14 protein-coding genes are annotated in these 22,083 nt (G+C 70.7%); 8 read left to right on the top strand and 6 right to left on the bottom strand.

The genetic code is table 11. The features are described 5' to 3' along the window. Nucleotides 1-4: 4 nt before the first annotated feature. On the bottom strand, nucleotides 5-2,641 hold the full coding sequence (glgP, locus tag ACFYW3_RS21505) for an alpha-glucan family phosphorylase (protein ID WP_351757088.1): 2,637 nt from the start codon (nucleotides 2,639-2,641) through the stop codon (nucleotides 5-7). 715 nt (nucleotides 2,642-3,356) lie between these two features. Here glgP and ACFYW3_RS21510 point away from each other — a divergent pair. From ACFYW3_RS21510 to ACFYW3_RS21530, 5 genes are all read left to right on the top strand, one after another. Next, a complete protein-coding gene (locus ACFYW3_RS21510; protein WP_389386992.1) occupies nucleotides 3,357-5,351 on the top strand; it encodes a maltotransferase domain-containing protein in 1,995 nt (664 codons plus the stop codon). Beyond that, nucleotides 5,348-7,042, top strand: coding sequence for a maltose alpha-D-glucosyltransferase (gene treS, locus ACFYW3_RS21515; protein WP_351757094.1), 1,695 nt, complete (start codon nucleotides 5,348-5,350; stop codon nucleotides 7,040-7,042). Before ACFYW3_RS21510 ends, treS begins: the two co-directional genes overlap by 4 nt. Before the next feature lie 347 nt (nucleotides 7,043-7,389). After that, the gene (locus tag ACFYW3_RS21520; RefSeq protein ID WP_351757097.1) at nucleotides 7,390-8,850 is read left to right on the top strand and encodes a maltokinase; all 1,461 of its coding nucleotides are present in this window, start codon (nucleotides 7,390-7,392) and stop codon (nucleotides 8,848-8,850) included. Beyond that, nucleotides 8,847-11,132 (top strand): 1,4-alpha-glucan branching enzyme, encoded by a 2,286-nt coding sequence (gene glgB, locus ACFYW3_RS21525; protein WP_389386993.1) that lies wholly within the window; start codon nucleotides 8,847-8,849, stop codon nucleotides 11,130-11,132. Before ACFYW3_RS21520 ends, glgB begins: the two co-directional genes overlap by 4 nt. A 295-nt stretch (nucleotides 11,133-11,427) precedes the next feature. Further along, nucleotides 11,428-12,117 carry an XRE family transcriptional regulator gene (locus ACFYW3_RS21530; RefSeq protein ID WP_351757103.1) on the top strand — a complete coding sequence of 230 codons (690 nt, stop codon included), beginning with the start codon at nucleotides 11,428-11,430 and terminating at the stop codon, nucleotides 12,115-12,117. 227 nt (nucleotides 12,118-12,344) lie between these two features. Here ACFYW3_RS21530 and ACFYW3_RS21535 read toward each other — a convergent pair whose 3' ends face one another. Next, the gene (locus ACFYW3_RS21535; protein ID WP_351757105.1) at nucleotides 12,345-13,370 is read right to left on the bottom strand and encodes an ATP-dependent 6-phosphofructokinase; all 1,026 of its coding nucleotides are present in this window, start codon (nucleotides 13,368-13,370) and stop codon (nucleotides 12,345-12,347) included. Between the two features lie 308 nt (nucleotides 13,371-13,678). Here ACFYW3_RS21535 and pta point away from each other — a divergent pair, with 308 nt between their 5' ends. The 3 genes from pta (at nucleotide 13,679) to pyk (ending at nucleotide 18,579) form a co-directional block, all read left to right on the top strand. Further along, nucleotides 13,679-15,769, top strand: a complete 2,091-nt coding sequence (pta, locus tag ACFYW3_RS21540) for a phosphate acetyltransferase (protein ID WP_351757108.1) — start codon at nucleotides 13,679-13,681, stop codon at nucleotides 15,767-15,769. A gap of 98 nt (nucleotides 15,770-15,867) precedes the next feature. Further along, a complete protein-coding gene (locus ACFYW3_RS21545; RefSeq protein WP_389386994.1) occupies nucleotides 15,868-17,082 on the top strand; it encodes an acetate kinase in 1,215 nt (404 codons plus the stop codon). Between the two features lie 63 nt (nucleotides 17,083-17,145). Continuing rightward, nucleotides 17,146-18,579 (top strand): pyruvate kinase, encoded by a 1,434-nt coding sequence (gene pyk, locus ACFYW3_RS21550; RefSeq protein ID WP_053677515.1) that lies wholly within the window; start codon nucleotides 17,146-17,148, stop codon nucleotides 18,577-18,579. 91 nt (nucleotides 18,580-18,670) lie between these two features. Here pyk and ACFYW3_RS21555 read toward each other — a convergent pair whose 3' ends face one another. From ACFYW3_RS21555 to ACFYW3_RS21570, 4 genes are all read right to left on the bottom strand, one after another. Further along, nucleotides 18,671-18,904, bottom strand: a complete 234-nt coding sequence (locus ACFYW3_RS21555; protein ID WP_351757114.1) for a hypothetical protein — start codon at nucleotides 18,902-18,904, stop codon at nucleotides 18,671-18,673. Between the two features lie 107 nt (nucleotides 18,905-19,011). Then, entirely contained in the window at nucleotides 19,012-20,361 is a 1,350-nt protein-coding gene (locus ACFYW3_RS21560; protein ID WP_351757116.1) for a hypothetical protein, read from the bottom strand. Next, nucleotides 20,351-20,911: a DUF6114 domain-containing protein gene (locus ACFYW3_RS21565; RefSeq protein WP_351757119.1), complete on the bottom strand. Its 561-nt coding sequence runs from the start codon at nucleotides 20,909-20,911 to the stop codon at nucleotides 20,351-20,353. Before ACFYW3_RS21565 ends, ACFYW3_RS21560 begins: the two co-directional genes overlap by 11 nt. Nucleotides 20,912-21,011: 100 nt before the next feature. Then, nucleotides 21,012-21,671: a DUF6230 family protein gene (locus tag ACFYW3_RS21570; protein WP_389386995.1), complete on the bottom strand. Its 660-nt coding sequence runs from the start codon at nucleotides 21,669-21,671 to the stop codon at nucleotides 21,012-21,014. Nucleotides 21,672-22,083 lie beyond the last annotated feature (412 nt).

Below are 22,083 nucleotides of genomic sequence, written 5' to 3' on the forward strand. Positions count from 1 at the left end.
GCGGTCAGCGCAGCAGCACGCCGCCCCCCGCGTCGGTGTCCGCCGGCCCGGCGACCAGGCCCAGTTCGGCCGGGGTCGCCAGCAGCGGGTGCGCGGGCAGGATCCGCACGGTGTAGCCGAAGGGACCCGTCCGGTCGAGCGCGAGCGGCCCCTCGTACACCCAGCGGCCCTCCAGGTCCGGTCCGGCGGCGGCCTTGAGCGGGAAGGACCGGCCGCCCTGGATGACGTCCTGGGCGTCGACCCGGCCCGCCACCGCCTGGACCTCGACGTCCTCGGGCGCGAGGGAGTCGAGGGCCACCCGTACCCGGAGGGTGAGCGTGGCCCCGAGTTCGGCGGTGCCGCCGACGGGCGCGGCGGCCAGGGCCTCCACGTGCTCGACGACGACCCTCGGCCAGGAGCCGCGGACCCGGCCCTTCCAGTCGGCGAGGTCGCGGGCGGTCTCCGGGGTGAGGGCGCGGTGGGAGAGCGCGGCCGGCGCGTAGAGCCGTTCCACGTACTCGCGGACCATGCGTCCCGCGAGCACCTTCGGCCCCAGCGAGACCAGGGTGCGGCGGACCATCTCGATCCAGCGCACCGGCAGGCCGGTGTGCCCGGCCCGGTCGTAGAAGCGGGGCGCGACCCGGCCCTCGATCAACTCGTAGAGGGCATTGGCCTCCAGGTCGTCACGGCGCTCCTCGTCCGTCCCGATCCCGTCGGCGGTGGGAATGGCCCAGCCGAAGTCGGGCTCGAACCACTCGTCCCACCAGCCGTCCAGCACGGAGAGGTTGAGGCAGCCGTTCAGCGCCGCCTTCATCCCGCTCGTGCCGCAGGCCTCCAGGGGGCGCAGCGGGTTGTTCAGCCAGACGTCGCAGCCCGGGTAGAGCTTCTGGGCCATGGCCATGCCGTAGTCGGGCAGGAAGACGATGCGGTGGCGCACGCGGGGGTCGTCGGAGAACCGCACCAGTTCCTGGACGAGCCGCTTCCCGCCGTCGTCGGCCGGGTGCGCCTTGCCCGCGACGACGATCTGCACCGGTCGCTCCGGGTCCAGCAGCAGCCTGCGCAGCCGCTCGGGGTCGCGGAGCATCAACGTGAGCCGCTTGTACGAGGGCACCCGTCGGGCGAAGCCGATGGTCAGCACGTCCGGGTCGAGGACGGAGTCCACCCAGCCCAGTTCGGCGTCGGCGGCGCCGCGCTGCTTCCAGGAGGCGCGCAGGCGGTCGCGGACCTCCTGGACCAGTTGCTCGCGCAGTACCCGGCGCAGGTCCCAGACCTCCTGGTCGCCGATCCCGGCGACGGCGTCCCAGCGCGGGGAGCCGCCTACGGACAGCGCGTCCTCGGTGCGGCCGGCGCCGATCTGCCGGGCGCCGAGCCGGATGACCTCGGGGGCCACCCAGGTAGGGGCGTGCACCCCGTTGGTGACGGAGGTGATGGGGACGTCGGCGGGGTCGAAACCCGGCCACAGGCCGGCGAACATGCCCCGGCTGACGGCCCCGTGCAGGGTGGAGACGCCGTTGGCGCGCTGGGCCAGGCGCAGTCCCATGACGGCCATGTTGAACACCCCGGGGTCGCCACCGGGGTAGGACTCGGCGCCCAGTTCGAGGATCCGGTCCACGGGCACGCCGGCCAGTTCGCCGCCCTCGCCGAAGTGCCGGGCGACCAGGGACCGCTCGAAGCGGTCGATGCCGGCGGGGACGGGGGTGTGCGTGGTGAACACGGTTCCGGCGCGGACCGCCTCGACGGCGGCGTCGAAGCCGAGGCCCGGCTCTCCTCCCAGTTCCCTTATGCGTTCGAGTCCGAGGAACCCGGCGTGCCCCTCGTTGGTGTGGAAGACCTCGGGGTCGGGATGGCCGGTGAGCCGGCAGTACGTGCGGACCGCGCGGACGCCTCCGATGCCGAGCAGCATCTCCTGGAGGAGCCGGTGGTCGCTGCCGCCGCCGTAGAGCCGGTCGGTCACCTCGCGGGCGGCGGTGTCGTTGTCCTCGACGTCGGAGTCGAGGAGCAGCAGCGGTACCCGCCCGACGCGGGCCTGCCAGATGTGCGCGTGCAACGCGCGGCCGCCGGGCAGGGCGAGTGCCACCCGGGCCGGTGTGCCGTCCTCCTCGCGGACCAGGGAGACGGGCAGCTCGTTGGGGTCGAGGACGGGGTAGTGCTCCTGCTGCCAGCCGTCGCGGGAGAGCGACTGGCGGAAGTAGCCGTGACGGTAGAGCAGGCCCACGCCGATGAGCGGGACGCCGAGGTCGCTGGCGGCCTTGAGGTGGTCGCCGGCGAGGATCCCGAGGCCGCCGGAGTACTGCGGCAGGGCCGCGGTGATGCCGAACTCGGGGGAGAAGTAGGCGATGCCCGCGGGGAGCCCGCCATCGCTCTCGTGGCTCTGGTACCACCTCCCGCCGTGGACGTAGTCGTCGAGGTCGGCGGCGGCCACGGCGAGCCGGCGCAGGAACCGGCGGTCGCCGGCCAGTTCCTCCAGCCGGGCGGCGGGTACGGCCCCCAGCAGTCGGACGGGGTCGCCGCCGGCGGCCTGCCAGCCTTCGGGGTCGACGGATTGGAAGAGTTCGCGGGTTTCCGCGTGCCAAGACCAGCGCAGGTTGCGCGCGAGGTCGGCGAGCGGCAGAAGGGGTTCGGGGAGGACGGGGCGCACGGTGAATCGACGGATAGCCTTCACGTGTTCCACCTTCGCAGGGGATGACGGATCGGAGCGGTCGCACCACGCTGTGCATCCGCGCATCGACCCCCGGAAGGCTAGCGGCGCCCCCGCCACCCGGCCATGGTGCCTCGTCGGGTCGGGTCTCCAACGGGTCGGCCGGGGAAGGCCGCAGACGGCCGGCGACCGGCCGGCACGCCGGCCGCGCGCCGCCCCACCCCGTTCGCCGCGGGGGTGCGTTTCCGGCCGGATCCCCGCCCGACGGACCACCGGGCCGCGTGTCCCGGCGCTTGCCGGGGCACACGAGATGCGCGGGCCCGACGGAGCGGGACAAGGGTGTCTGCGGGGCCCGTGAGGCAACTGGGACAGGGGGTGTGCCGCTGTACATCAGTCGGTCCTCACCGACTTGACGGAGCCTCGACCGATGTCGATCCGGCCCTTCGTGATGCGCGTGCCGCTACGTACGAGTAGTTAACCGGGCACCCGGGTTGGGCGGGACCAGAGTGGGAAGGGCTCCCCGGGTACACGCACGGCGCACCAGGCCCCGGACTCCGTCCGGAGGCAACCCCGCCCACCTCCCGCCACCCGAGTGAACGCGGACAGGAGCGGCCATGCCCGCAGCGCAGCCGTCTTCCGAGCGGCTAGAAACAGAGCGAACAGAGCGTGCACTGCCGGCTGCCCAGACAGTCGGTCCGTTGTCACCGAGCCCTGCGAACTGCCCCCAGGTGATCCCATCATGATCGGTCGCATTCCCGTGCTGGACGTCCGCCCCGCCGTCGACTGCGGCGCCAGACCCGCGAAGGCGGTTGTGGACGAGGTCTTCGAGATCTCGGCCACCGTGTTCCGCGAGGGCCACGACGCCGTCTCCGCGCACGTCGTACTCCGAGATCCGAGCGGGCGGCTGCGGCCCCCCGTACCGCTGCGCGAGCTGGCCCCCGGCACCGACCGGTGGGGGGCCCGGGTGTCCGCCGAGGTCGAGGGGAGGTGGACGTACACCGTCGAGGCGTGGAGCGACCCGCTCGCCACCTGGCGGGCCCACGCCGCCGTGAAGATCCCCGCCGGGGTCGACGCCGACCTGACCCTCCTCGAAGGCGCCGAGCTCCACGAGCGGGCCGCCGCGAAGATCCCCAAGCGGGACGGCCGGGCCGACGTGCTGGCCGCCGCCGAGGTCATGCGCGACGAGGAGCGGGACCCCGCCGAGCGGCACGCCGCCGCCCTCGCGCCCGAGGTGGTGGCGGCCCTCGCCAAGCGGCCCCTGCGGGAGCTGGTCACCGCCGCGAAGGCCCTGCCGCTGCTCGTCGAGCGCAAGCGGGCCCTGTTCGGTTCCTGGTACGAGATGTTCCCGCGCTCCGAGGGAGCGGTGCTGGAGCCCGGCTCGGCCCCGGTCAGCGGGACCTTCCGGACCGCCGCCGAGCGGCTGCCGGCCATCGCCGCCATGGGCTTCGACGTGGTGTACCTGCCGCCGATCCACCCCATCGGGAGCACCTGGCGCAAGGGCCCGAACAACACGTTGTCCGCGGGTAGTTGGGATCCCGGCGTGCCGTGGGCGATCGGTTCCACCGAGGGCGGTCACGACGCCGTCCACCCCGAACTGGGCACCATCGAGGACTTCGACGCCTTCATCGCTCGGGCCCGCGAACTCGGGATGGAGATCGCGCTGGACTTCGCGCTCCAGTGCTCCCCCGACCACCCGTGGGTGGAGAAGCACCCGGAGTGGTTCCGCCACCGCGCCGACGGGACGATCGCCTACGCCGAGAACCCGCCGAAGAAGTACCAGGACATCCACCCGATCCACTTCGACACCGACATGGCCGGCATCGTCGAGGAAACGGTCCGGATCCTGCGCCACTGGATGGATCACGGTGTGCGGATCTTCAGGGTCGACAATCCGCACACCAAGCCTGTCGTTTTCTGGCAGAAGGTGATCGCGGACATCAACAAGTCCGACCCCGACGTGATCTTCCTCGCCGAGGCCTTCACCCGCCCCGCGATGATGCGCTCGCTCGCCGCCGTCGGCTTCCAGCAGTCCTACACGTACTTCACGTGGCGCAACACCAAGGCCGAGCTGACCGAGTACCTGACCGAGTTGTCGGGGGACCGTTCGGCCTCCGTCATGCGGCCGAATTTCTTCGTCAACACCCCCGACATCCTCCACGCGTACCTTCAGCACGGCGGCCGCCCGGCCTTCGAGGTGCGGGCCGTACTCGCCGCCACCCTGTCCCCCGCCTGGGGCGTCTACGCCGGCTACGAGCTCTGCGAGAACACCCCGGTCAAGGAGGGCAGCGAGGAGTACCTGAATTCCGAGAAGTACGAGTTCCGGCCACGCGACTGGGCGGCCGCCGATCGGGACGGGCTGACCATCGCCCCACTGATCACGGCCCTGAACCGACTGCGCCGGCGCAACCCGGCGCTCCAGCAGCTCCGCGACATCCACTTCCATTCGACCGACAACGAACAGGTGATCGCCTATTCGAAGCACGCCGGAGCCAATTCCGTACTGGTGGTCGTCAACCTCGATCCGCACCACACCCAGGAGGCGACGGTCTCGTTGGACATGCCGGTACTCGGCCTCGACTGGCACGGGTCCCTCGCGGTGCGCGACGAGCTCACCGGCGAGACCTATCACTGGGGCAGGGCGAACTACGTGCGCCTAGAGCCGGGCCGCACGCCCGCGCACGTACTGGCCGCTCTGCGACCGTCCCCGCCCACCGGAGGGTCACCCATCACATGATGATCAACGATCCCGTCCACGACACGTTCGAGGACACCCCCGCCAAGGACCGCGATCCCGACTGGTTCAAGCGGGCGGTCTTCTACGAAGTGCTCGTCCGCTCCTTCCACGACAGCAACGGCGACGGCGTGGGTGACCTCAAGGGGCTCACCGCCAAGCTCGACTACCTCCAGTGGTTGGGCGTCGACTGCCTCTGGCTGCCGCCGTTCTTCGCCTCACCCCTCCGCGACGGGGGCTACGACGTCTCCGACTACACCTCGGTACTCCCCGAGTTCGGCGACCTCGCCGACTTCGTGGAGTTCGTGGACGCCGCGCACCAGCGCGGCATGCGGGTGATCATCGACTTCGTCATGAACCACACCAGCGATCAGCACGAGTGGTTCCAACAGTCCCGCAAGGACCCCGAGGGTCCGTACGGCGACTACTACATGTGGGCCGACAACGACAAGCAGTACCAGGACGCCCGCATCATCTTCGTCGACACCGAGACCTCCAACTGGACGTACGACCCGGTACGCAAGCAGTACTACTGGCACCGCTTCTTCTCGCACCAGCCGGATCTCAACTACGAGAACCCGGCCGTGGTCGAGGAGATCATCTCGGCGCTCCGCTTCTGGCTGGACCTCGGCATCGACGGCTTCCGGCTCGACGCCGTGCCCTACCTGTACGCCGAGGAGGGCACGAACTGCGAGAACCTGCCGCGCACCCACACCCTCCTCAAGCGGGTCCGCGCAGAGATCGACGCGCACTACCCCGACACGGTCCTCCTCGCGGAGGCCAATCAGTGGCCCGAGGACGTCGTCGACTACTTCGGCGACTTCACGAAGGGCGGGGACGAATGCCACATGGCCTTCCACTTCCCCGTCATGCCGCGCATCTTCATGGCGGTGCGAAGAGAGTCCCGCTACCCCGTCTCGGAAATCCTGGCCAAGACCCCGGCGATCCCGGACCGCTGCCAGTGGGGCATCTTCCTGCGCAACCACGACGAGCTCACCCTCGAAATGGTCACGGACGAAGAGCGCGACTACATGTACGCCGAGTACGCCAAGGACCCCCGGATGCGCGCCAACATCGGCATCCGACGCCGGCTCGCCCCGCTCCTGGACAACGACCGCAACCAGATGGAGCTGTTCACCGCCCTGCTGCTGTCGCTGCCCGGTTCGCCGGTGCTCTACTACGGCGACGAGATCGGCATGGGCGACAACATCTGGCTGGGCGACCGGGACGGCGTCCGGACCCCCATGCAGTGGACCCCGGACCGCAACGCCGGTTTCTCCTCGTGCGATCCGGGCAGGCTGAACCTGCCGGTCATCATGGACCCGGTCCACGGGTACCAGGTCACCAATGTCGAGGCGGCCATGGCATCGCCCTCGTCGTTGCTGCACTGGACCCGCAGGCTGATCGAGATCCGCAAGGCGAACCCCGCCTTCGGTCTCGGCTCGTACACCGAACTGCCGTCGTCGAACCCGGCGGTACTCGCGTTCCTCCGCGAGTACGGGGACGACCTGGTGCTGTGCGTGCACAACTTCTCGCGCTTCGCGCAGCCCACCGAGCTGGACCTGCGGTCGTTCAACGGGCGGGTTCCGGTGGAGCTCACGGGTGACGTGCGCTTCCCGCCGATCGGCGAGTGGCCGTACCTGCTGACCCTGGCGGGACACGGCTTCTACTGGTTCCGGCTCCGCACCGAGTAGCACGCGGGGTTCGCTCCCACCGGAGCCGACGTGAAGACGTCGGCACCGGGCGAGCGAGCCGAAGGGGCACGCCCGCGGAACGGGGTCGAACGCGCGAAGGAACGCGCCACAACCGCGCTTTCGAGCACGTACGACCCCGCGAGTCGGGCTGCCGCGCCCCGGGACGAACCGAGCCCGAGGAACGGCCCCGAGAGCGACCCGAAGAGCAAAAGGCGCGCGAATGGGTCAATCGCCCGCCCCTGTACGGATCATCCATGGCCCGACACTCGTTCACCGCCGGACAGCAACCATCGCCATCCGGGACACTCTGCGCATTCTGTGACGGCCCGGGGAAAGGACGCGACGCCATGTCGGAGGCTGCATCCGCCCGGAGTCGCCAGGGCAGCCTGGCCGCGGTCCCCATCGGACCGCTCGAACCCATGCTGCGCAACTGGCTGCCGAGGCAGCGCTGGTTCGCCGGAAAGGGGCGCGCCATCACGCGCCTCCGCCTGGTCTCGGCCGTCGAACTCCTGCCACCCGGGGCCTCCCCCGGACTGCTGCACCTGCTCGTCGGCGTGGACGCCGAGGGCAGCTCGGACTGCTACCAACTCCTGCTCGGGGTACGCCCGAACCTGCCGCCGGCGCTCGCGCCCGCCCTGATCGGGCACGCGGATCAGGGGCCGTACGCCGGGCAGGCCGTCTACGAGGGACTCGGCGATCCGCGGCTCGCCGCGCTGCTGCTGGAACGATTGCGCTCCCCCGGCACGCTCGGCCCGTTGCGCTTCGAGCGGGACCCGGGGGCCCTGATCCCGGCCGCGCCGACCCCCCGGCCGCTGTCCGGCGAACAGACCAACTCCTCGCTGATCTACGGGGATTCGTACATCCTCAAGGTGTTCCGCCGGGTCGGCCCGGGAGTCAACCCGGACCTGGAACTGCCCAGGGCGCTGGCCGCCGCGGGCTGTGCCCGGGTGCCCGCGCCGGTCGCCTGGTACGAGGCCGACCTGCCCGGCGCCGAACCGTTGACCCTGGGCGTGCTCCAGCCGTACCTGCGCGGCTCCGACGACGGCTGGCAGCTCGCGCTGCGCCGACTCGGCGCCGGGGCCGACTTCACCACCGAGGCCCACGCGCTGGGCCGGGCCACCGCCGAGGTGCACGACGCCCTCGCCGACGCCCTGCCCACCGTGGCGCTGGGGCCCGAGCAGACCGCGCGGCTCGCCGCCGGGATGACCGCCCGACTGGCCGCGACCGCCCGGGAGGTGCCCGCGCTGCGACCGTACGAGGCGGGGCTGCGCGGCGCCTTCGACGCCCTGGCCGCCTCGCGGGGCGGCGGGGTGTCCGCCCAGCGCATCCACGGGGACCTGCACCTGGGCCAGACCCTGCGGACGATCGAGGGGAGTTGGGCGCTGATCGACTTCGAGGGCGAGCCGGCCCGGCCGCTGGCCGACCGGCGGCGCCCCGAACCGGCGGTGCGGGACATCGCCGGGATACTGCGCTCCTTCGACTACGCGGCCCGCTCCCACCGGCCGTTCGCCCCCGCCTGGGCGGACGCCTGCCGGGCGGCGTACTGCGAGGGCTACGCCCGCACCAGCGGCCGCGACCCGCGCGAGGACCCCGTGCTGCTGCGCGCGTACGAAACCGACAAGGCGGTGTACGAGGCCCGCTACGAGTCCCGGCACCGCCCCGACTGGCTGCACGTCCCGATGGCGGCGATCCGGCGACTGTCCGAACCCCAGCGGCCCGCCCACCGGCCGGGACACCCCGTGACCCCGCCGACCACCCCAGGCTCCACCACCCCCCATCCGAAGCCCCCGAGGAGGCCGCTCGCGTGAGCGCCGCACGACAGCCGTCACCGACCGTCCGCGACGAATCCGGGGTCACCCCCGAGCCCGTTCGGAAGGCCCGCGCGCCCCGGGCCCGCAAGGCCGCGCCACCCCACGGGGTCCGGCCGGCGCCCGCGCTGGGGGCCGAGGAACGGGCCCGGCTGCTGGAGGGCCACCACCACGACCCGCACGCGGTGCTCGGCGCCCGGGCACACCGCGGCGGGGTGGCCTTCCGGGTGCTGCGCCCGTACGCGAAGGCGGTGACGGTCCTCGGCAAGGGGTTGCGCGCCGAGTTGTTCGACGACGGGGACGGGTTGTTCTCCGGGCTGTTGCCGTTGTCCGGCGTGCCGGAGTACCGGCTCCTGGTGACGTACGACAGCGACGAGATCGAGGTCCACGACCCGTACCGGTTCCTGCCGGCGCTCGGCGAGTTGGACCTGCACCTGATCGGCGAGGGCCGGCACGAGGAGCTGTGGACGGCGCTGGGCTCGGAGCCGATGGAGCACCAGGGCGTGGCCGGCACCCGGTTCACGGTGTGGGCGCCGAACGCCCGGGGGGTGCGGGTCACCGGCGACTTCTCGTACTGGGACTCCGTGGCGTACCCCATGCGTTCGCTGGGGTCGACCGGGGTGTGGGAGCTGTTCCTGCCCGGTGTCGGCGAGGGCACCATGTACAAGTACGACATCACGCGCCCGGACGGCAGCCACACCGTGCGCGCCGATCCGATGGCGCGGTACGCGGAGGTCCCGCCGGCGAACGCGTCGGTGGTCACCGCCTCGCACCACACGTGGCAGGACGCGCAGTGGATGGCCACGCGCGGGGTCCGTCCCCCGCACCAGGCCCCGCTGTCCGTGTACGAGCTGCACCTCGCGTCGTGGCGGCCGGGGCTGTCGTACCGGCAGTTGGCCGAGCAGCTCCCGGCGTACGTCAAGGAGCTCGGCTTCACGCACGTGGAGCTGATGCCGGTCGCGGAGCACCCCTTCGGCGGTTCCTGGGGCTACCAGGTCACCGGATTCTTCGCGCCGACGTCGCGGATGGGCACCCCGGACGACTTCCGGTTCCTGGTGGACGCGCTGCACCGGGCCGGGATCGGGGTGATCGTCGACTGGGTGCCCGCGCACTTCCCGCGCGACGAGTGGGCCCTCGCCGAGTTCGACGGCCGGCCGCTGTACGAGCACCACGACCCGCAGCGGGCGGCGCACCCGGACTGGGGGACGCTGGAGTTCGACTACGGGCGCAAGGAGGTCCGCAACTTCCTCGTGGCGAACGCGGTGTACTGGTGCCAGGAGTTCCACGTGGACGGCCTGCGGGTGGACGCGGTCGCCTCGATGCTCTACCTCGACTACTCGCGCTCCGAGGGCGAGTGGACGCCGAACGAGCACGGCGGCCGGGAGAACCTGGACGCGGTGGCCCTGCTCCAGGAGATGAACGCGACGGTGTACCGGCGCTGCCCGGGCGTGATGACGATCGCGGAGGAGTCCACGGCGTGGGAGGGCGTGACCCGGCCGACGGACGCGGGCGGGCTGGGCTTCGGCCTGAAGTGGAACATGGGCTGGATGCACGACACGCTGCGGTACGTGTCGAAGGAGCCGGTGCACCGCAAGTACCACCACCACGACATGACCTTCGCGATGGTGTACGCGTACAGCGAGAACTACGTGCTGCCGATCTCGCACGACGAGGTGGTGCACGGCAAGCGCTCGCTGGTGTCGAAGATGCCGGGCGACTGGTGGCAGCAGCGGGCGGCGCACCGCGCGTACCTGGGCTTCATGTGGGCCCACCCGGGCAAGCAACTGCTCTTCATGGGGCAGGAGTTCGCGCAGGGGTCGGAGTGGTCCGAGACGTACGGGCCGGACTGGTGGGTGCTCGACGAGTCCTATCCGGCGGCCGGTGACCACCGCGGCGTGCGCACCCTGGTGCGCGACCTGAACCGCGCGTACACGGCGGCGCCGGCGCTGTGGGAGCGGGACACGGTCCCGGAGGGCTTCGCCTGGGTGGAGGCGGACGCGGCCGACGACAACGTCTTCGCGTTCCTGCGGTTCGCGCAGGACGGCTCGCAGTTGTTGGCGGTGTCGAACTTCTCGCCGGTGGTGCGGCACGGCTACCGGCTCGGGGTGCCGGAGGAGGTCCCGCTGTGGCGGGAGGTCCTGAACACCGACGAGCAGCGGTACGGCGGCAGCGGGGTGCGGCACCTCCAGCCGCTGCGGCCCGATGCGGTTCCGGCGCAGGGGCGGCCGGCGAGCCTGCGGCTGACGCTGCCGCCGATGGCGACGGTGTGGTTCAGGCCGTAGGGAGGCCCACTTTTCGGGGCCCTCGCCACCCCCGTGCGCGAGGGCCCCGAAAGGGATCACGGACCGGCCGCGTGGCCGGTTCACGCCCTGTGACGGGGATCACTCCACGAGTACGGGGGTATCGGCGAAATTGCATGGCCGAATCCGTACGCTGGAAATGGATCTTCCGACGATCCCGATTACCGGACAGTCGCCAGGAAACCGGCATAAAGCCCCGATTTCCATAGGACTTTCCTACGAGTTATCAGCTTGTTTGAATGGTCTGTAGTCGCCACGCCTTGGCCACTCCTACGGTGTGCATGTGCACTCCAGCCCCCCCTTCAATGCCCCCGCCGCGCGTCGTCTGCGCGCGGCCCTGGGCATGGCGCCCGGCCACGTCGCTTATGGCCTGCGCGCCCAGTACGGTCTGAATGTCGCGCCCGAAACCGTGATGGCCTGGGAGCGGGGCGAAGTCTCACCCACTTCCTCCGAGCTCACGGCTCTCGCCGGCGTGCTGTGGTGTTCCCCCGGGGAACTCATCGCCGCGCCGATCACCCTGCGGGAGCATCGAATCGCCAGGGGGATGGCCGCCGAGGAATTGGCCCGGCGCATCGGATTGGAGACGAACTCCTACCAGAAGATGGAGGACACCGGCCGCTGGAAGGGCAACGAGCGGCAGTCCGCCGCCCTCGCCTCGACGCTGGGACTGACCCTGGCCCAGTTCGTGACGGCGACCGGCAAACACGAGGAACTGGCCGACCTGCTGCGCAGCGCGGTCACCACGCGCTGGCAGGCCTACGGCAAACCACTGTCCAAGATGCTGCCGGTACCGAAGGCGCACCTGGAACGGGTGCTGGAACGGCTGCACGGCGAGTACCAGTCCCGCATGGTCGCGACCCTGAGCTGGGGCGGCGGGGAGGGCGCCGCCGGGACGGGGGACTCCGGCCGGGAGTACCTCGCGGACATCGTGAACCGCTTCTGGGCCATCGCCGGCGGTGCGGAGTAGGACGCGCTCCGGGCGGTTCGGGCACGGGCCGAACCGCCCCGGTCGGTCCGCGGAGGGACTCGACCGGGGCCGTTCGGCGCGGGAAGTCGGGACGTAGGTCCCGCACGGGCGGACCGGTCGCCGGTCGCCGGTCGCCGGTCGCCGGTCGCCGGTCGCCGGTCAGTCACCGGTCGCCGGTCCCGGCCCCGGTCAGTCACCGGTCACCGGGGCGCCGGTCCCGCTCCCGGTCAGAAGACGGACTCGGCCTCGTACATGCGGTCCTCGGGGACCGTCTTCAGCGCGGTGACGGCGTGCGCCAGCGGGGCCATCACGATGTCGGTGCCGCGCAGCGCGGTCATGTTGCCGTACTCGCCCCGGTGGACGGCCTCCACGGCGTGCCAGCCGAAGCGGGTGGCGAGCACGCGGTCGTACGCGGTCGGGGTGCCGCCGCGCTGGACGTGGCCGAGGATGACCGGGCGGGCCTCCTTGCCCAGGCGTCGCTCCAACTCGACCGCGAGACGGTTGCCGATGCCGGCGAAGCGCTCGTGGCCGTACGCGTCGATGGCGCCCTTCTCGTACGGCATGGAGCCCTCGGCCGGGTGGGCGCCCTCGGCGACGCAGATGACGGCGAACTTCTTGCCGCGGGCGAACCGCTCCTCCACCATCTTCACCAGCGCGTCCACCTCGAAGGGGCGCTCCGGCAGACAGATCCCGTGGGCGCCGCCCGCCATGCCGGACTCCAGGGCGATCCAGCCGGCGTGCCGCCCCATGACCTCGACGACCATCACGCGCTGGTGGGACTCGGCCGTGGTCTTGAGGCGGTCGATGGCCTCGGTCGCGACCATGACGGCGGTGTCGAAGCCGAAGGTGCGGTCCGTGGAGGAGATGTCGTTGTCGATGGTCTTCGGCACTCCGACGACCGGCATGCCCGCCTCCGACAGCATCCGGGCGGCGGTGAGCGTGCCCTCGCCGCCGATCGGGATGAGCGCGTCGATGCCGTAGCGGGTCGCCAGTTCGCGGGCGTTCTCGGCCGCTTCGTGCAGGCGTGCCCGCTCCATGCGGGCTGAACCGAGAATCGTGCCGCCGCGCGCGAGAATGCCGCTGACGGCATTGATGTCGAGCGGGCGGAAGTTGCCGTCGAGGAGGCCCTTGAAACCGTCCTCGAAGCCGATGATCTCGTCTCCGTGACCGACGGCGGCCCGGTGTACGACCGACCGGATGACAGCGTTGAGGCCCGGGCAGTCGCCGCCCGCGGTGAGAACTCCGATACGCATCGTGCTGTGTCTCCTGCTCCTGGTCGTACCCGGCCGTACGCGTGCGGGCACACGGCCGTACATATGAAGGGCGTATTGATGAAGCCTGTCCGATTGTTCCATGGGCCGAGGGCGGGTCGCTCTGCGCGCCACCACCCCCGGCGGGCCTTTCGGCCCCCCTGGACAGGCCTTTTTCCCGGCGGGCGACCTATCTGCCCGCAGAGGTATTGTCAAGAGGTCAGGCCCAGATCAACCGGGGCAACCGACTCGGAGATCCGCGCGCGGATCGCAGGAACCGCGCCGCGGCGACACATGGACGGAGAGCACGCGTGACGCGCAGCGTGTACGTGACCGGTATCGAGCGGGGGGACGGCCGGCAGGTCGTCGAGCTGGGAATCATGGAGCTGCTGACCCGCCAGACAGCCCGGGTAGGTGTCTACCGTCCGTTGTTGCACGACGCGCCGGACCGGCTCTTCGACCTGCTGAAGGCCCGCTACCGGATCGACCAGGACCCGGCGACGGCCCACGGCATGGAATACCACGAGGCCTGGGCCATCCAGGCCGAGAAGGGTACCGACGAACTGGTCTCCCGGCTCGTCGACCGCTACCACCGGGTGGCCCGGGACTACGAGGTCATGCTCGTCCTGGGCACCGACTACGCCGACACCAACCTCCCGGACGAGCTGGCGCTGAACGCCCGCCTCGCCAACGAGCTGGGGGCCGTGGTCGTGCCCGTCGTGGGCGGTACCAGGCACCCCGCCGAGGCCGTGCGCGACGAGACCCGCAACGCGTACCGGGCGTACGAGAGCCTGGGCTGTCACGTCGTGGCGATGGTCGTCAACCGGGTGGCGGCCGAGGACCGGGACCACATCGCCGAGCGGCTGGCCGCCCGGATGCCGGTGCCCTGCTACGTGCTGCCGGACGACAAGTCGCTCTCCGCGCCGACCGTCGCCGAGATCACCCGCGCCCTGGGCGGCGAGGTGCTGCTGGGCGACGAGGCCGGGCTGGCGCGCGACGCGGTGGACTTCGTCTTCGGCGGGGCGATGCTGCCGAACTTCCTCAACGCGCTGACCCCCGGATGCCTGGTGGTCACCCCCGGGGACCGTTCCGACCTGGTCGTGGGCGCGCTCGCCGCGCACACCTCCGGCACCCCGCCGATCGCCGGCGTGCTGTTGACGCTCAACGAGCGGCCGACCCCGGCCGTGCTGACACTGGCCTCGAAGCTCGCGCCGGGCACCCCGGTGGTCTCGGTCGCCGGCAACAGCTTCCCCACGGCCGCGGAACTCTTCTCGCTGCAGAGCCGGTTGAACTCGGCGACCCCGCGCAAGCTGGAGACCGCGCTCGGCCTGTTCGAGCGTCATGTGGACACCGCGGAGCTGCGGGACCTGCTGTCGGTGGCGCGTTCCGAGCGCGTCACCCCGATGATGTTCGAGCACGAGCTGCTGGAGCGGGCCCGTTCCGAGCGCCGCCGCGTGGTGCTGCCCGAGGGCTCCGAGGAGCGGGTGCTGCGCGCCGCGGACGTGGTCCTGCGGCGCGGGGTCTGTGACCTGACCCTGCTCGGCGAGGAGCAGGCGATCGTGAAGAAGGCCGCCGACCTGGGCATCGACATCTCGGGGGCCCAGCTGATCGACCCGGCGACCTCTCCCCTGCGGGAACGATTCGCCGAGTACTACGCCCAGGTCCGCGCCCACAAGGGCATGACCGTCGAGCTGGCCCACGACGTGGTCACCGACGTCAACTACTTCGGCACCCTGATGGTCCAGGAGGGTCTGGCCGACGGCATGGTCTCGGGCTCGGTGCACTCCACCGCCGCGACGATCCGCCCGGCCTTCGAGATCATCAAGACCAAGCCCGACGCCTCCATCGTCTCCTCGGTCTTCTTCATGTGCCTGGCCGACAAGGTCCTCGTCTACGGGGACTGCGCGGTCAATCCGGACCCGGGCGCCGAGCAGCTCGCGGACATCGCCGTCCAGTCGGCGGCCACCGCCGCCGCCTTCGGCGTCGAGCCGCGGATCGCGATGCTCTCGTACTCCACCGGCACGTCCGGCTCCGGAGCGGACGTCGACAAGGTGCGCAAGGCCACCGAGATCGTCCGCGAGCTGCACCCCGACCTGCTGATCGAGGGTCCGATCCAGTACGACGCCGCCGTGGAACCCTCGGTCGCGGCGACCAAGCTGCCCGAGTCGGAGGTGGCCGGCCGCGCGAGCGTGCTGATCTTCCCCGACCTCAACACGGGCAACAACACGTACAAGGCCGTACAGCGCTCGGCGGGCGCCGTCGCGGTCGGCCCGGTCCTGCAGGGCCTGCGCAAGCCGGTCAACGACCTCTCGCGCGGCGCCCTGGTCCAGGACATCGTCACCACCGTGGCGATCACCGCGATCCAGGCCCAGACGCAGCAGACGCAGCAGACGACCGGCTGACCCGCAGGCCACCTCCACCCCCACGGGTCACCCCCACGACCCGCCCCCACGAGTCACCCCCACACACGAGCCCCCACACACGAGAAGGCACCGCACCCGTGACCGCATCGCGCGTACTCGTCCTCAACTCCGGCTCCTCGTCGGTGAAGTACCAGCTCCTCGACATGGTGGACTCCCGCCGTCTCGCCGTCGGGCTGGTGGAGCGGATCGGGGAGGAGACCTCGCGCCTGGTCCACGAACCCCTGACCGGCCCCGGCGCCGCCGGCGGCAAGCGCGAGCGGGTCGGCGCGATCGCCGACCACGAGGCCGCGCTGCGGGCGGTGGCCGAGGAGCTGGACGCCGACGGCCTGGGGCTGGACTCCCCCGAGCTCGCGGCCGTGGGGCACCGGGTCGTGCACGGCGGGACCAGGTTCACCCGGCCGACGGTGATCGACGACGAGGTGCTGGCGGAGATCCGCAGCCTGATCCCGCTCGCCCCGCTGCACAACCCGGCGAACGTGACGGGCATCGAGGTGGCCCGCTCGCTGCGCGCCGACCTGCCGCAGGTGGCCGTCTTCGACACCGCCTTCCACTCGACGATGCCGGAGCACGTGGCCCGGTACGCGATCGACGCCGAGACGGCGGACAAGTACTCCATCCGGCGGTACGGCTTCCACGGCACCTCCCACGCCTACGTCTCGCGGGCCACGGCCGAGCTCCTCGGCAGGCCGGTGGAGGACGTGAACGTGATCGTGCTGCACCTGGGCAACGGCGCCTCGGCCTCGGCCGTGCGCGGCGGGGTGTGCGTGGAGACCTCCATGGGGCTGACCCCGCTGGAGGGCCTGGTCATGGGAACCCGCTCGGGCGACCTGGATCCGGCCGTGATCTTCCACCTGGCGCGGGTAGGCGGCCTCTCGGTGGATGAGATCGATTCGCTCCTGAACAAGAAGAGCGGTCTGCTGGGCATGTGCGGCGACAACGACATGCGCGAGGTGCTGCGGCGCGCGGGCGAGGGCGACGAGGCGGCGACGACCGCCTTCGCCGCCTACGTCCACCGCCTGAAGAAGTACATCGGCGCCTACTCGGCCGTGCTCGGCCGGGTGGACGCGGTGACGTTCACGGCGGGGGTGGGCGAGAACGCCCACCAGGTCCGGGAGGCCGCGGTCGACGGGCTGGCCGAGCTGGGCCTCGCGCTCGACCTGGAGGCCAACGCGGCACGCTCCTCCGAGCCGCGCCTGATCTCGACGGAGTACGCCCGGGTGGCCGTGGCCGTGGTCCCGACGGACGAGGAACTGGAGATCGCCGCCCAGACGTACGCGCTGGTTACTCAGTAGTCACTTGGACTTTCCACCAGACGGAATATTCCGCTGCGAAACAAACCGGATAGGATCCGCTTCATGCGCCGTTCCAAAATCGTCTGCACCCTGGGCCCCGCCGTCGACTCGTATGAGCAGCTGAAAGCACTCATCGAGGCAGGCATGAACGTGGCCCGATTCAACTTCAGCCACGGATCCCAGGCAGAACACCAGGAGCGGTACGACCGCGTCCGGAAGGTCTCCGAGGACACCGGGCGTGCCGTCGGCGTCCTCGCCGACCTCCAGGGTCCGAAGATCCGTCTGGAGACCTTCGCCGAGGGGCCCGTCGAGCTGGTGCGCGGTGACGAGTTCACCATCACCACCGAGGACGTCCCCGGCGACAAGTCCATCTGCGGAACCACCTACAAGGGTCTGCCGGGCGACGTCTCCCAGGGCGACCCGATCCTGATCAACGACGGCAACGTCGAGCTCCGTGTGACCGCGGTCGAGGGCCCCAAGGTCAAGACCATCGTCATCGAGGGCGGTGTCATCTCGGACCACAAGGGCATCAACCTGCCGGGTGCCGCCGTCAACGTCCCCGCCCTGTCGGAGAAGGACGTCGACGACCTGCGCTTCGCGCTGCGGATGGGCTGCGACATGGTCGCCCTGTCCTTCGTCCGCGACGCCAACGACGTCAAGGACGTCCACAAGGTCATGGACGAGGTCGGCCGCCGGGTCCCCGTCATCGCCAAGGTGGAGAAGCCGCAGGCCGTCGAGAACATGGCGGCCGTGGTGGACGCCTTCGACGCCGTCATGGTGGCCCGCGGCGACCTGGCCGTCGAGTATCCGCTCGAAAAGGTCCCGATGGTCCAGAAGCGGCTCATCGAGATGTGCCGCCGCAACGCCAAGCCGGTGATCGTCGCGACCCAGATGATGGAGTCGATGATCACCAACTCGCGCCCGACGCGCGCCGAGGCCTCCGACGTCGCCAACGCCATCCTCGACGGTGCGGACGCGGTCATGCTGTCCGCCGAGTCCTCGGTCGGCGCCTACCCGATCGAGACCGTCAAGACGATGTCGAAGATCGTCACGGCGGCCGAGGAGGAACTGCTCTCCAAGGGTCTCCAGCCGCTGGTCCCGGGCAAGAAGCCGCGCACCCAGGGCGGCGCCGTCGCCCGCGCGGCCTGCGAGATCGCCGACTTCCTCGACGCGAAGGCGCTCGTCGCCTTCACCCAGTCCGGTGACACGGCCCGCCGCCTGTCGCGCTACCGCGCGTGCCAGCCGATCCTGGCCTTCACCACCGACACCGGCACCCGCAACCAGCTCACGCTGAGCTGGGGCGTCGAGTCGTACGTGGTCCCGCACGTGGACAACACCGACGCGATGGTCGACCTGGTGGACGCGGAACTGCTGAAGCTCAACCGCTACCACCCGGGCGACTCGATGATCATCACGGCCGGCTCCCCTCCCGGTGTCCCGGGCACGACCAACATGGTCCGCGTCCACCACCTGGGCGGCGACGACTCCCGCGCCTGACCGACCCGGCCGGCTCTGCCGCCGAAAACACCGAGGCCCGCTCCCCCGTGGGGGAGCGGGCCTCGGTGTTTTCGGTGGCCGCGTACGGCCACTACTCCCCGCCGGGGTCGATCTCCCGGCCCGTGGAGTCCCAGACCCGCATGGAGCCGAAGCCCTCCTGGGTCAGGATCAGGGCGCCGCCCCGGAGGTGGACCGAGCTCGGCGGATCGGACTCGGCGAACTCCACATCGATCCAGTCGCCCGGAGGGATGAGGCACTGGCCGCCGATGATCTCGAAGTGGACCATCAGCGGTTCGTCGTGGTTGGCGTGGAAACGGGTTCTCATGGCACCTCGTCCCGGTGCTGGAGCAGCGATCGAGCAGCACACAGGCGACTGAGGCCCGCTCCGGGAAGGAAGCGGGCCTCAGTCGTGCGTGCGGGCTGTGCGGGGTTCTACTCCGGCGGGCCGACGTAGTTCTTGAGGCCCGGGACCGTGAGGTTGCCGCCGAACTGGCCGGCCTGGACGACCTTGACGTCCGTGAAGAACGCGAAGGGGACGTTCAGGGGCGGCGGGCTGTTCGGGGTGAACTCGATCGGGATCAGCCCGAAGAGCTTCCCCTTGAGGCTCTCGGTGTACATCGTCACCGTGGCGCCGCGGATGGTGGACGTGGAGCCCGGACGCGACTTCAGGTGGGCGACGTTCCCCTCCTTGCCGACGGTCTGGTACAGGTCCTTGATGTCCAGGGAGTCCGCCGTGAACTTCAGGACCTTCTTGATCTTGCCGCCCGCCGTCTTCACCTCGACGATGCCCGCGTAGTCCAGGCCGTAGAGGGTCAGTCGGGAGCTGTCGAGGTACCAGGGCTCGTCGGGCAGGAGCGGGATGCCCGGCTCCAGCTTGGCGTCGGCCAGTGCCTGGGCGTCGTAGGTCGGGCAGGGGAAGGGTTCCTTCCCGTCCGCGTCCTTGGTCGCCGAGGTCGAGGGAGAGGGAGACGGCGAGGTCTTGTCCTCGTCGTCGTCCTTCTTCTCGTCGGATTCGTCCTTGCCGGTCTTGTCCTTGTCGGCCTTGTCCTTGTCGGTGGCCTTGCCCGTCTCGTCCTTGGGGGACTTGGCGGTGTCCTTGACGTCCTGGGGCAGTTCCTCGACCTTGGCGCCCGCCTGCTTCGCCGCCTCGCGGATCGCGTCCGCCGACGGGTCGGGCTTGGGCGCGGTGGACGTGGTGGGCGCCGGGGTGGCCGGCTTCTCGGTGCCCTTGAGGGGCTTGCCGAGCTCGTCGAAGAAGTCCTTGACCTTGTCGCCGACGCCCAGCGGGTCGAGGGGGTTGGCGGGCTTGGCCGCCGAGGCGGACGGCGACGGGGAGGCGCTCGCGGACGGGGTGGCCGCCGGAGTGCTCTGCTTGGCCTTCTCGGGCGTGGCGGGCTTGGAAGCGGACGGCTTCGTGCCGGGCTTAGGCGCCACCGCGCTCGCACCGGGCGAGGGGGTCGCGCTCGGCGAGGTGCTCGCACTGGCGCTCGGCGAGGGCGACTTGGACGCGGAGGGCGAGGCCGACTCCGCGGGCTCGTCGGACCGCGTCACGCAGGGACCGGGCGCGAAGGGGATGTCCTTGTCGTCGGCCAGGGCCAGCTTGGGGGCCATGCCCATCCCGACGAACACGGCGGTCGGCATGGCCGCCAGTGCCATCGTCTTGCCGACGGGTATCTGGAACTTGGTCAGCAGCGACTTCCTGGGCGCCGCGTGTCGCGGGCCTTTTCTCTCACGGGACTCCGCATCTGGGGTCGAACCCCGCTGCGTCTCGTCACCCCGCACTGTTCCTCCCGCCATCGGCGTGGGCAGTCGTCTCGGTCGCGTAAGCCGTTTCCGTGTCGCGGGGACCGGGGACGGCCAGGTACGCGCCGTCCGCGAGCGCTTCGTCCTTGTCCGTGGAATCGACTTCTTCCTCGGCGGCCGACTTGCCGGGGGCCCAGGAGAGCGCGAGGGCTCCGCCCAGCAGGGAGAAGAGGAAGCCGATGAAGAAGCCACCGAGGTTGGACACCGGGAGGGACAGCAGGGCCAGGAGGATCGCGGCGACACCGGCGAAGACCCGGATGGTCTGCTGGAACCAGAGGGCCAGGCCCAGGGTGACCAGCAGTACGCCGATGATCAGCGAACTGGAGCCCGTGGTCGTCGCCATGGCGAGGGAGACGTTGCCCAACCGGAGGTCCCCGTAGGGGAAGTACATGATCGGAATGCCACCGAGGATGGTGAACAGTCCTGCCCAGAATGGGCGTTGCCCCCTCCAGGCGCGGAAGTGGTGGCGTCCCGCGGTGAGCCAGTGGGTATCTGCGTCTGCGGCGCGAACCGGGGCCTCGGGGTTCATGGACAACAGCTCCCTGGAAACGGTGGTACGGAAAACTGTGTGGCGACCGGGAGGGTCGGCGACGACATCCACCGGCCCTCCCGACCACTCACCGGTCCGACTACTTGACGTCGGAGTCCTTGTAGCACGGCTGGTCGCCGCTGAGCAGGCGCAGCTTGAGGTCCGGCAGCGTGAACGTACCCGCCGTCGTCGCCCAGGCCTTCTGCTTCACGTCCGTCAGCACGGCCTTCTTGGCGCGCTGCGCGAACAGGGCACCGTTCGCCACCGTGCCGGCCTGCGGCGCGGTGGGGTGCTCCTTGGTGCCGCCCGCCGCGTCGACCGCGACACCGATGTCCAGGTTGGTGAACGTGGCGTCGGTGTCCAGCTCGGCGACATCCAGGTAGATGTTCTCCGCGACCGCCGGCTTGCCCTTGTTGCCGGTCTGGAGCTTCATCGTGATGTTGCCGATGCCCGGAATCGGGGTGACCAGCGACTGGCACATGTTGGTGATCTCGGCGTGCCGGAACCCGGAGATGGTGACCGGGTGCGCCGCGTCCTTGCCGTCGAGGCCCTTGCCCTTGGCGACGCTGCCGTACTGGATGAGGTCGTCACCATCGAGCATGTCGGCCGAGACCTTGAAGTCCTGGCCCGAGACGCTGAAGGACGCCGCGAGGGCACCCTGCGCCAGACCCACACCGACCGCGGCCGTGGCCGCGATGCTCGGCACCATGACGAGAGCGAAGCGCTTCCATCTGGTCCCACCACGAACCTGAGAACTCATTTTCGTTCCTCCTTCTCGGACGTACATCTCCGGTCCGGGCAGTGCCCGTCCTGGGATGGGAGAAGTGCTACGTCCTCGGGAAGAAGCGCGAGCGGCCGAGCCGCGACCAGGCCGCGTCCGTACACAGGCGTTCACCCCCGAGCGACAACCACTGGGCCACGCGTTCGCGCAACCTGGGGGGACAGGCCCTGCCGGTGCGGCAAGTACCCCCCTGTCCCACGGCCGGTGCCACTGCCACAGGCCGACTCGGTGGGGACCCTCCACCGCGGCTCCGGATGAGCGGCTCTGCGGGAAGGACCGAGCGTGGCCGATCGTGGTCCATTCACGGCCGGGGCACAAGGGGGTTCATTACTGGCGGGTAACGGCTGGATAACCGGAGTGAGGCCCACTGTCGTCGAGAGGCAACACAGGG

The sequence above is a fragment of the Streptomyces sp. NPDC002602 genome (assembly GCF_042889445.1).
GTDB lineage: Bacteria > Actinomycetota > Actinomycetes > Streptomycetales > Streptomycetaceae > Streptomyces.

Coding starts and splice junctions, on each gene's coding strand:
- ACFYW3_RS21510 (WP_389386992.1), top strand. CDS start 3,357: ATGATCGGTCGCATTCCCGTGCTGGACGTCCGCCCCGCCGTCGACTGC.
- treS (WP_351757094.1), top strand. CDS start 5,348: ATGATGATCAACGATCCCGTCCACGACACGTTCGAGGACACCCCCGCC.
- ACFYW3_RS21520 (WP_351757097.1), top strand. CDS start 7,390: ATGTCGGAGGCTGCATCCGCCCGGAGTCGCCAGGGCAGCCTGGCCGCG.
- ACFYW3_RS21535 (WP_351757105.1), bottom strand. CDS start 13,370: ATGCGTATCGGAGTTCTCACCGCGGGCGGCGACTGCCCGGGCCTCAAC.
- pyk (WP_053677515.1), top strand. CDS start 17,146: ATGCGCCGTTCCAAAATCGTCTGCACCCTGGGCCCCGCCGTCGACTCG.
- ACFYW3_RS21555 (WP_351757114.1), bottom strand. CDS start 18,904: ATGAGAACCCGTTTCCACGCCAACCACGACGAACCGCTGATGGTCCAC.
- ACFYW3_RS21565 (WP_351757119.1), bottom strand. CDS start 20,911: ATGAACCCCGAGGCCCCGGTTCGCGCCGCAGACGCAGATACCCACTGG.
- ACFYW3_RS21570 (WP_389386995.1), bottom strand. CDS start 21,671: ATGAGTTCTCAGGTTCGTGGTGGGACCAGATGGAAGCGCTTCGCTCTC.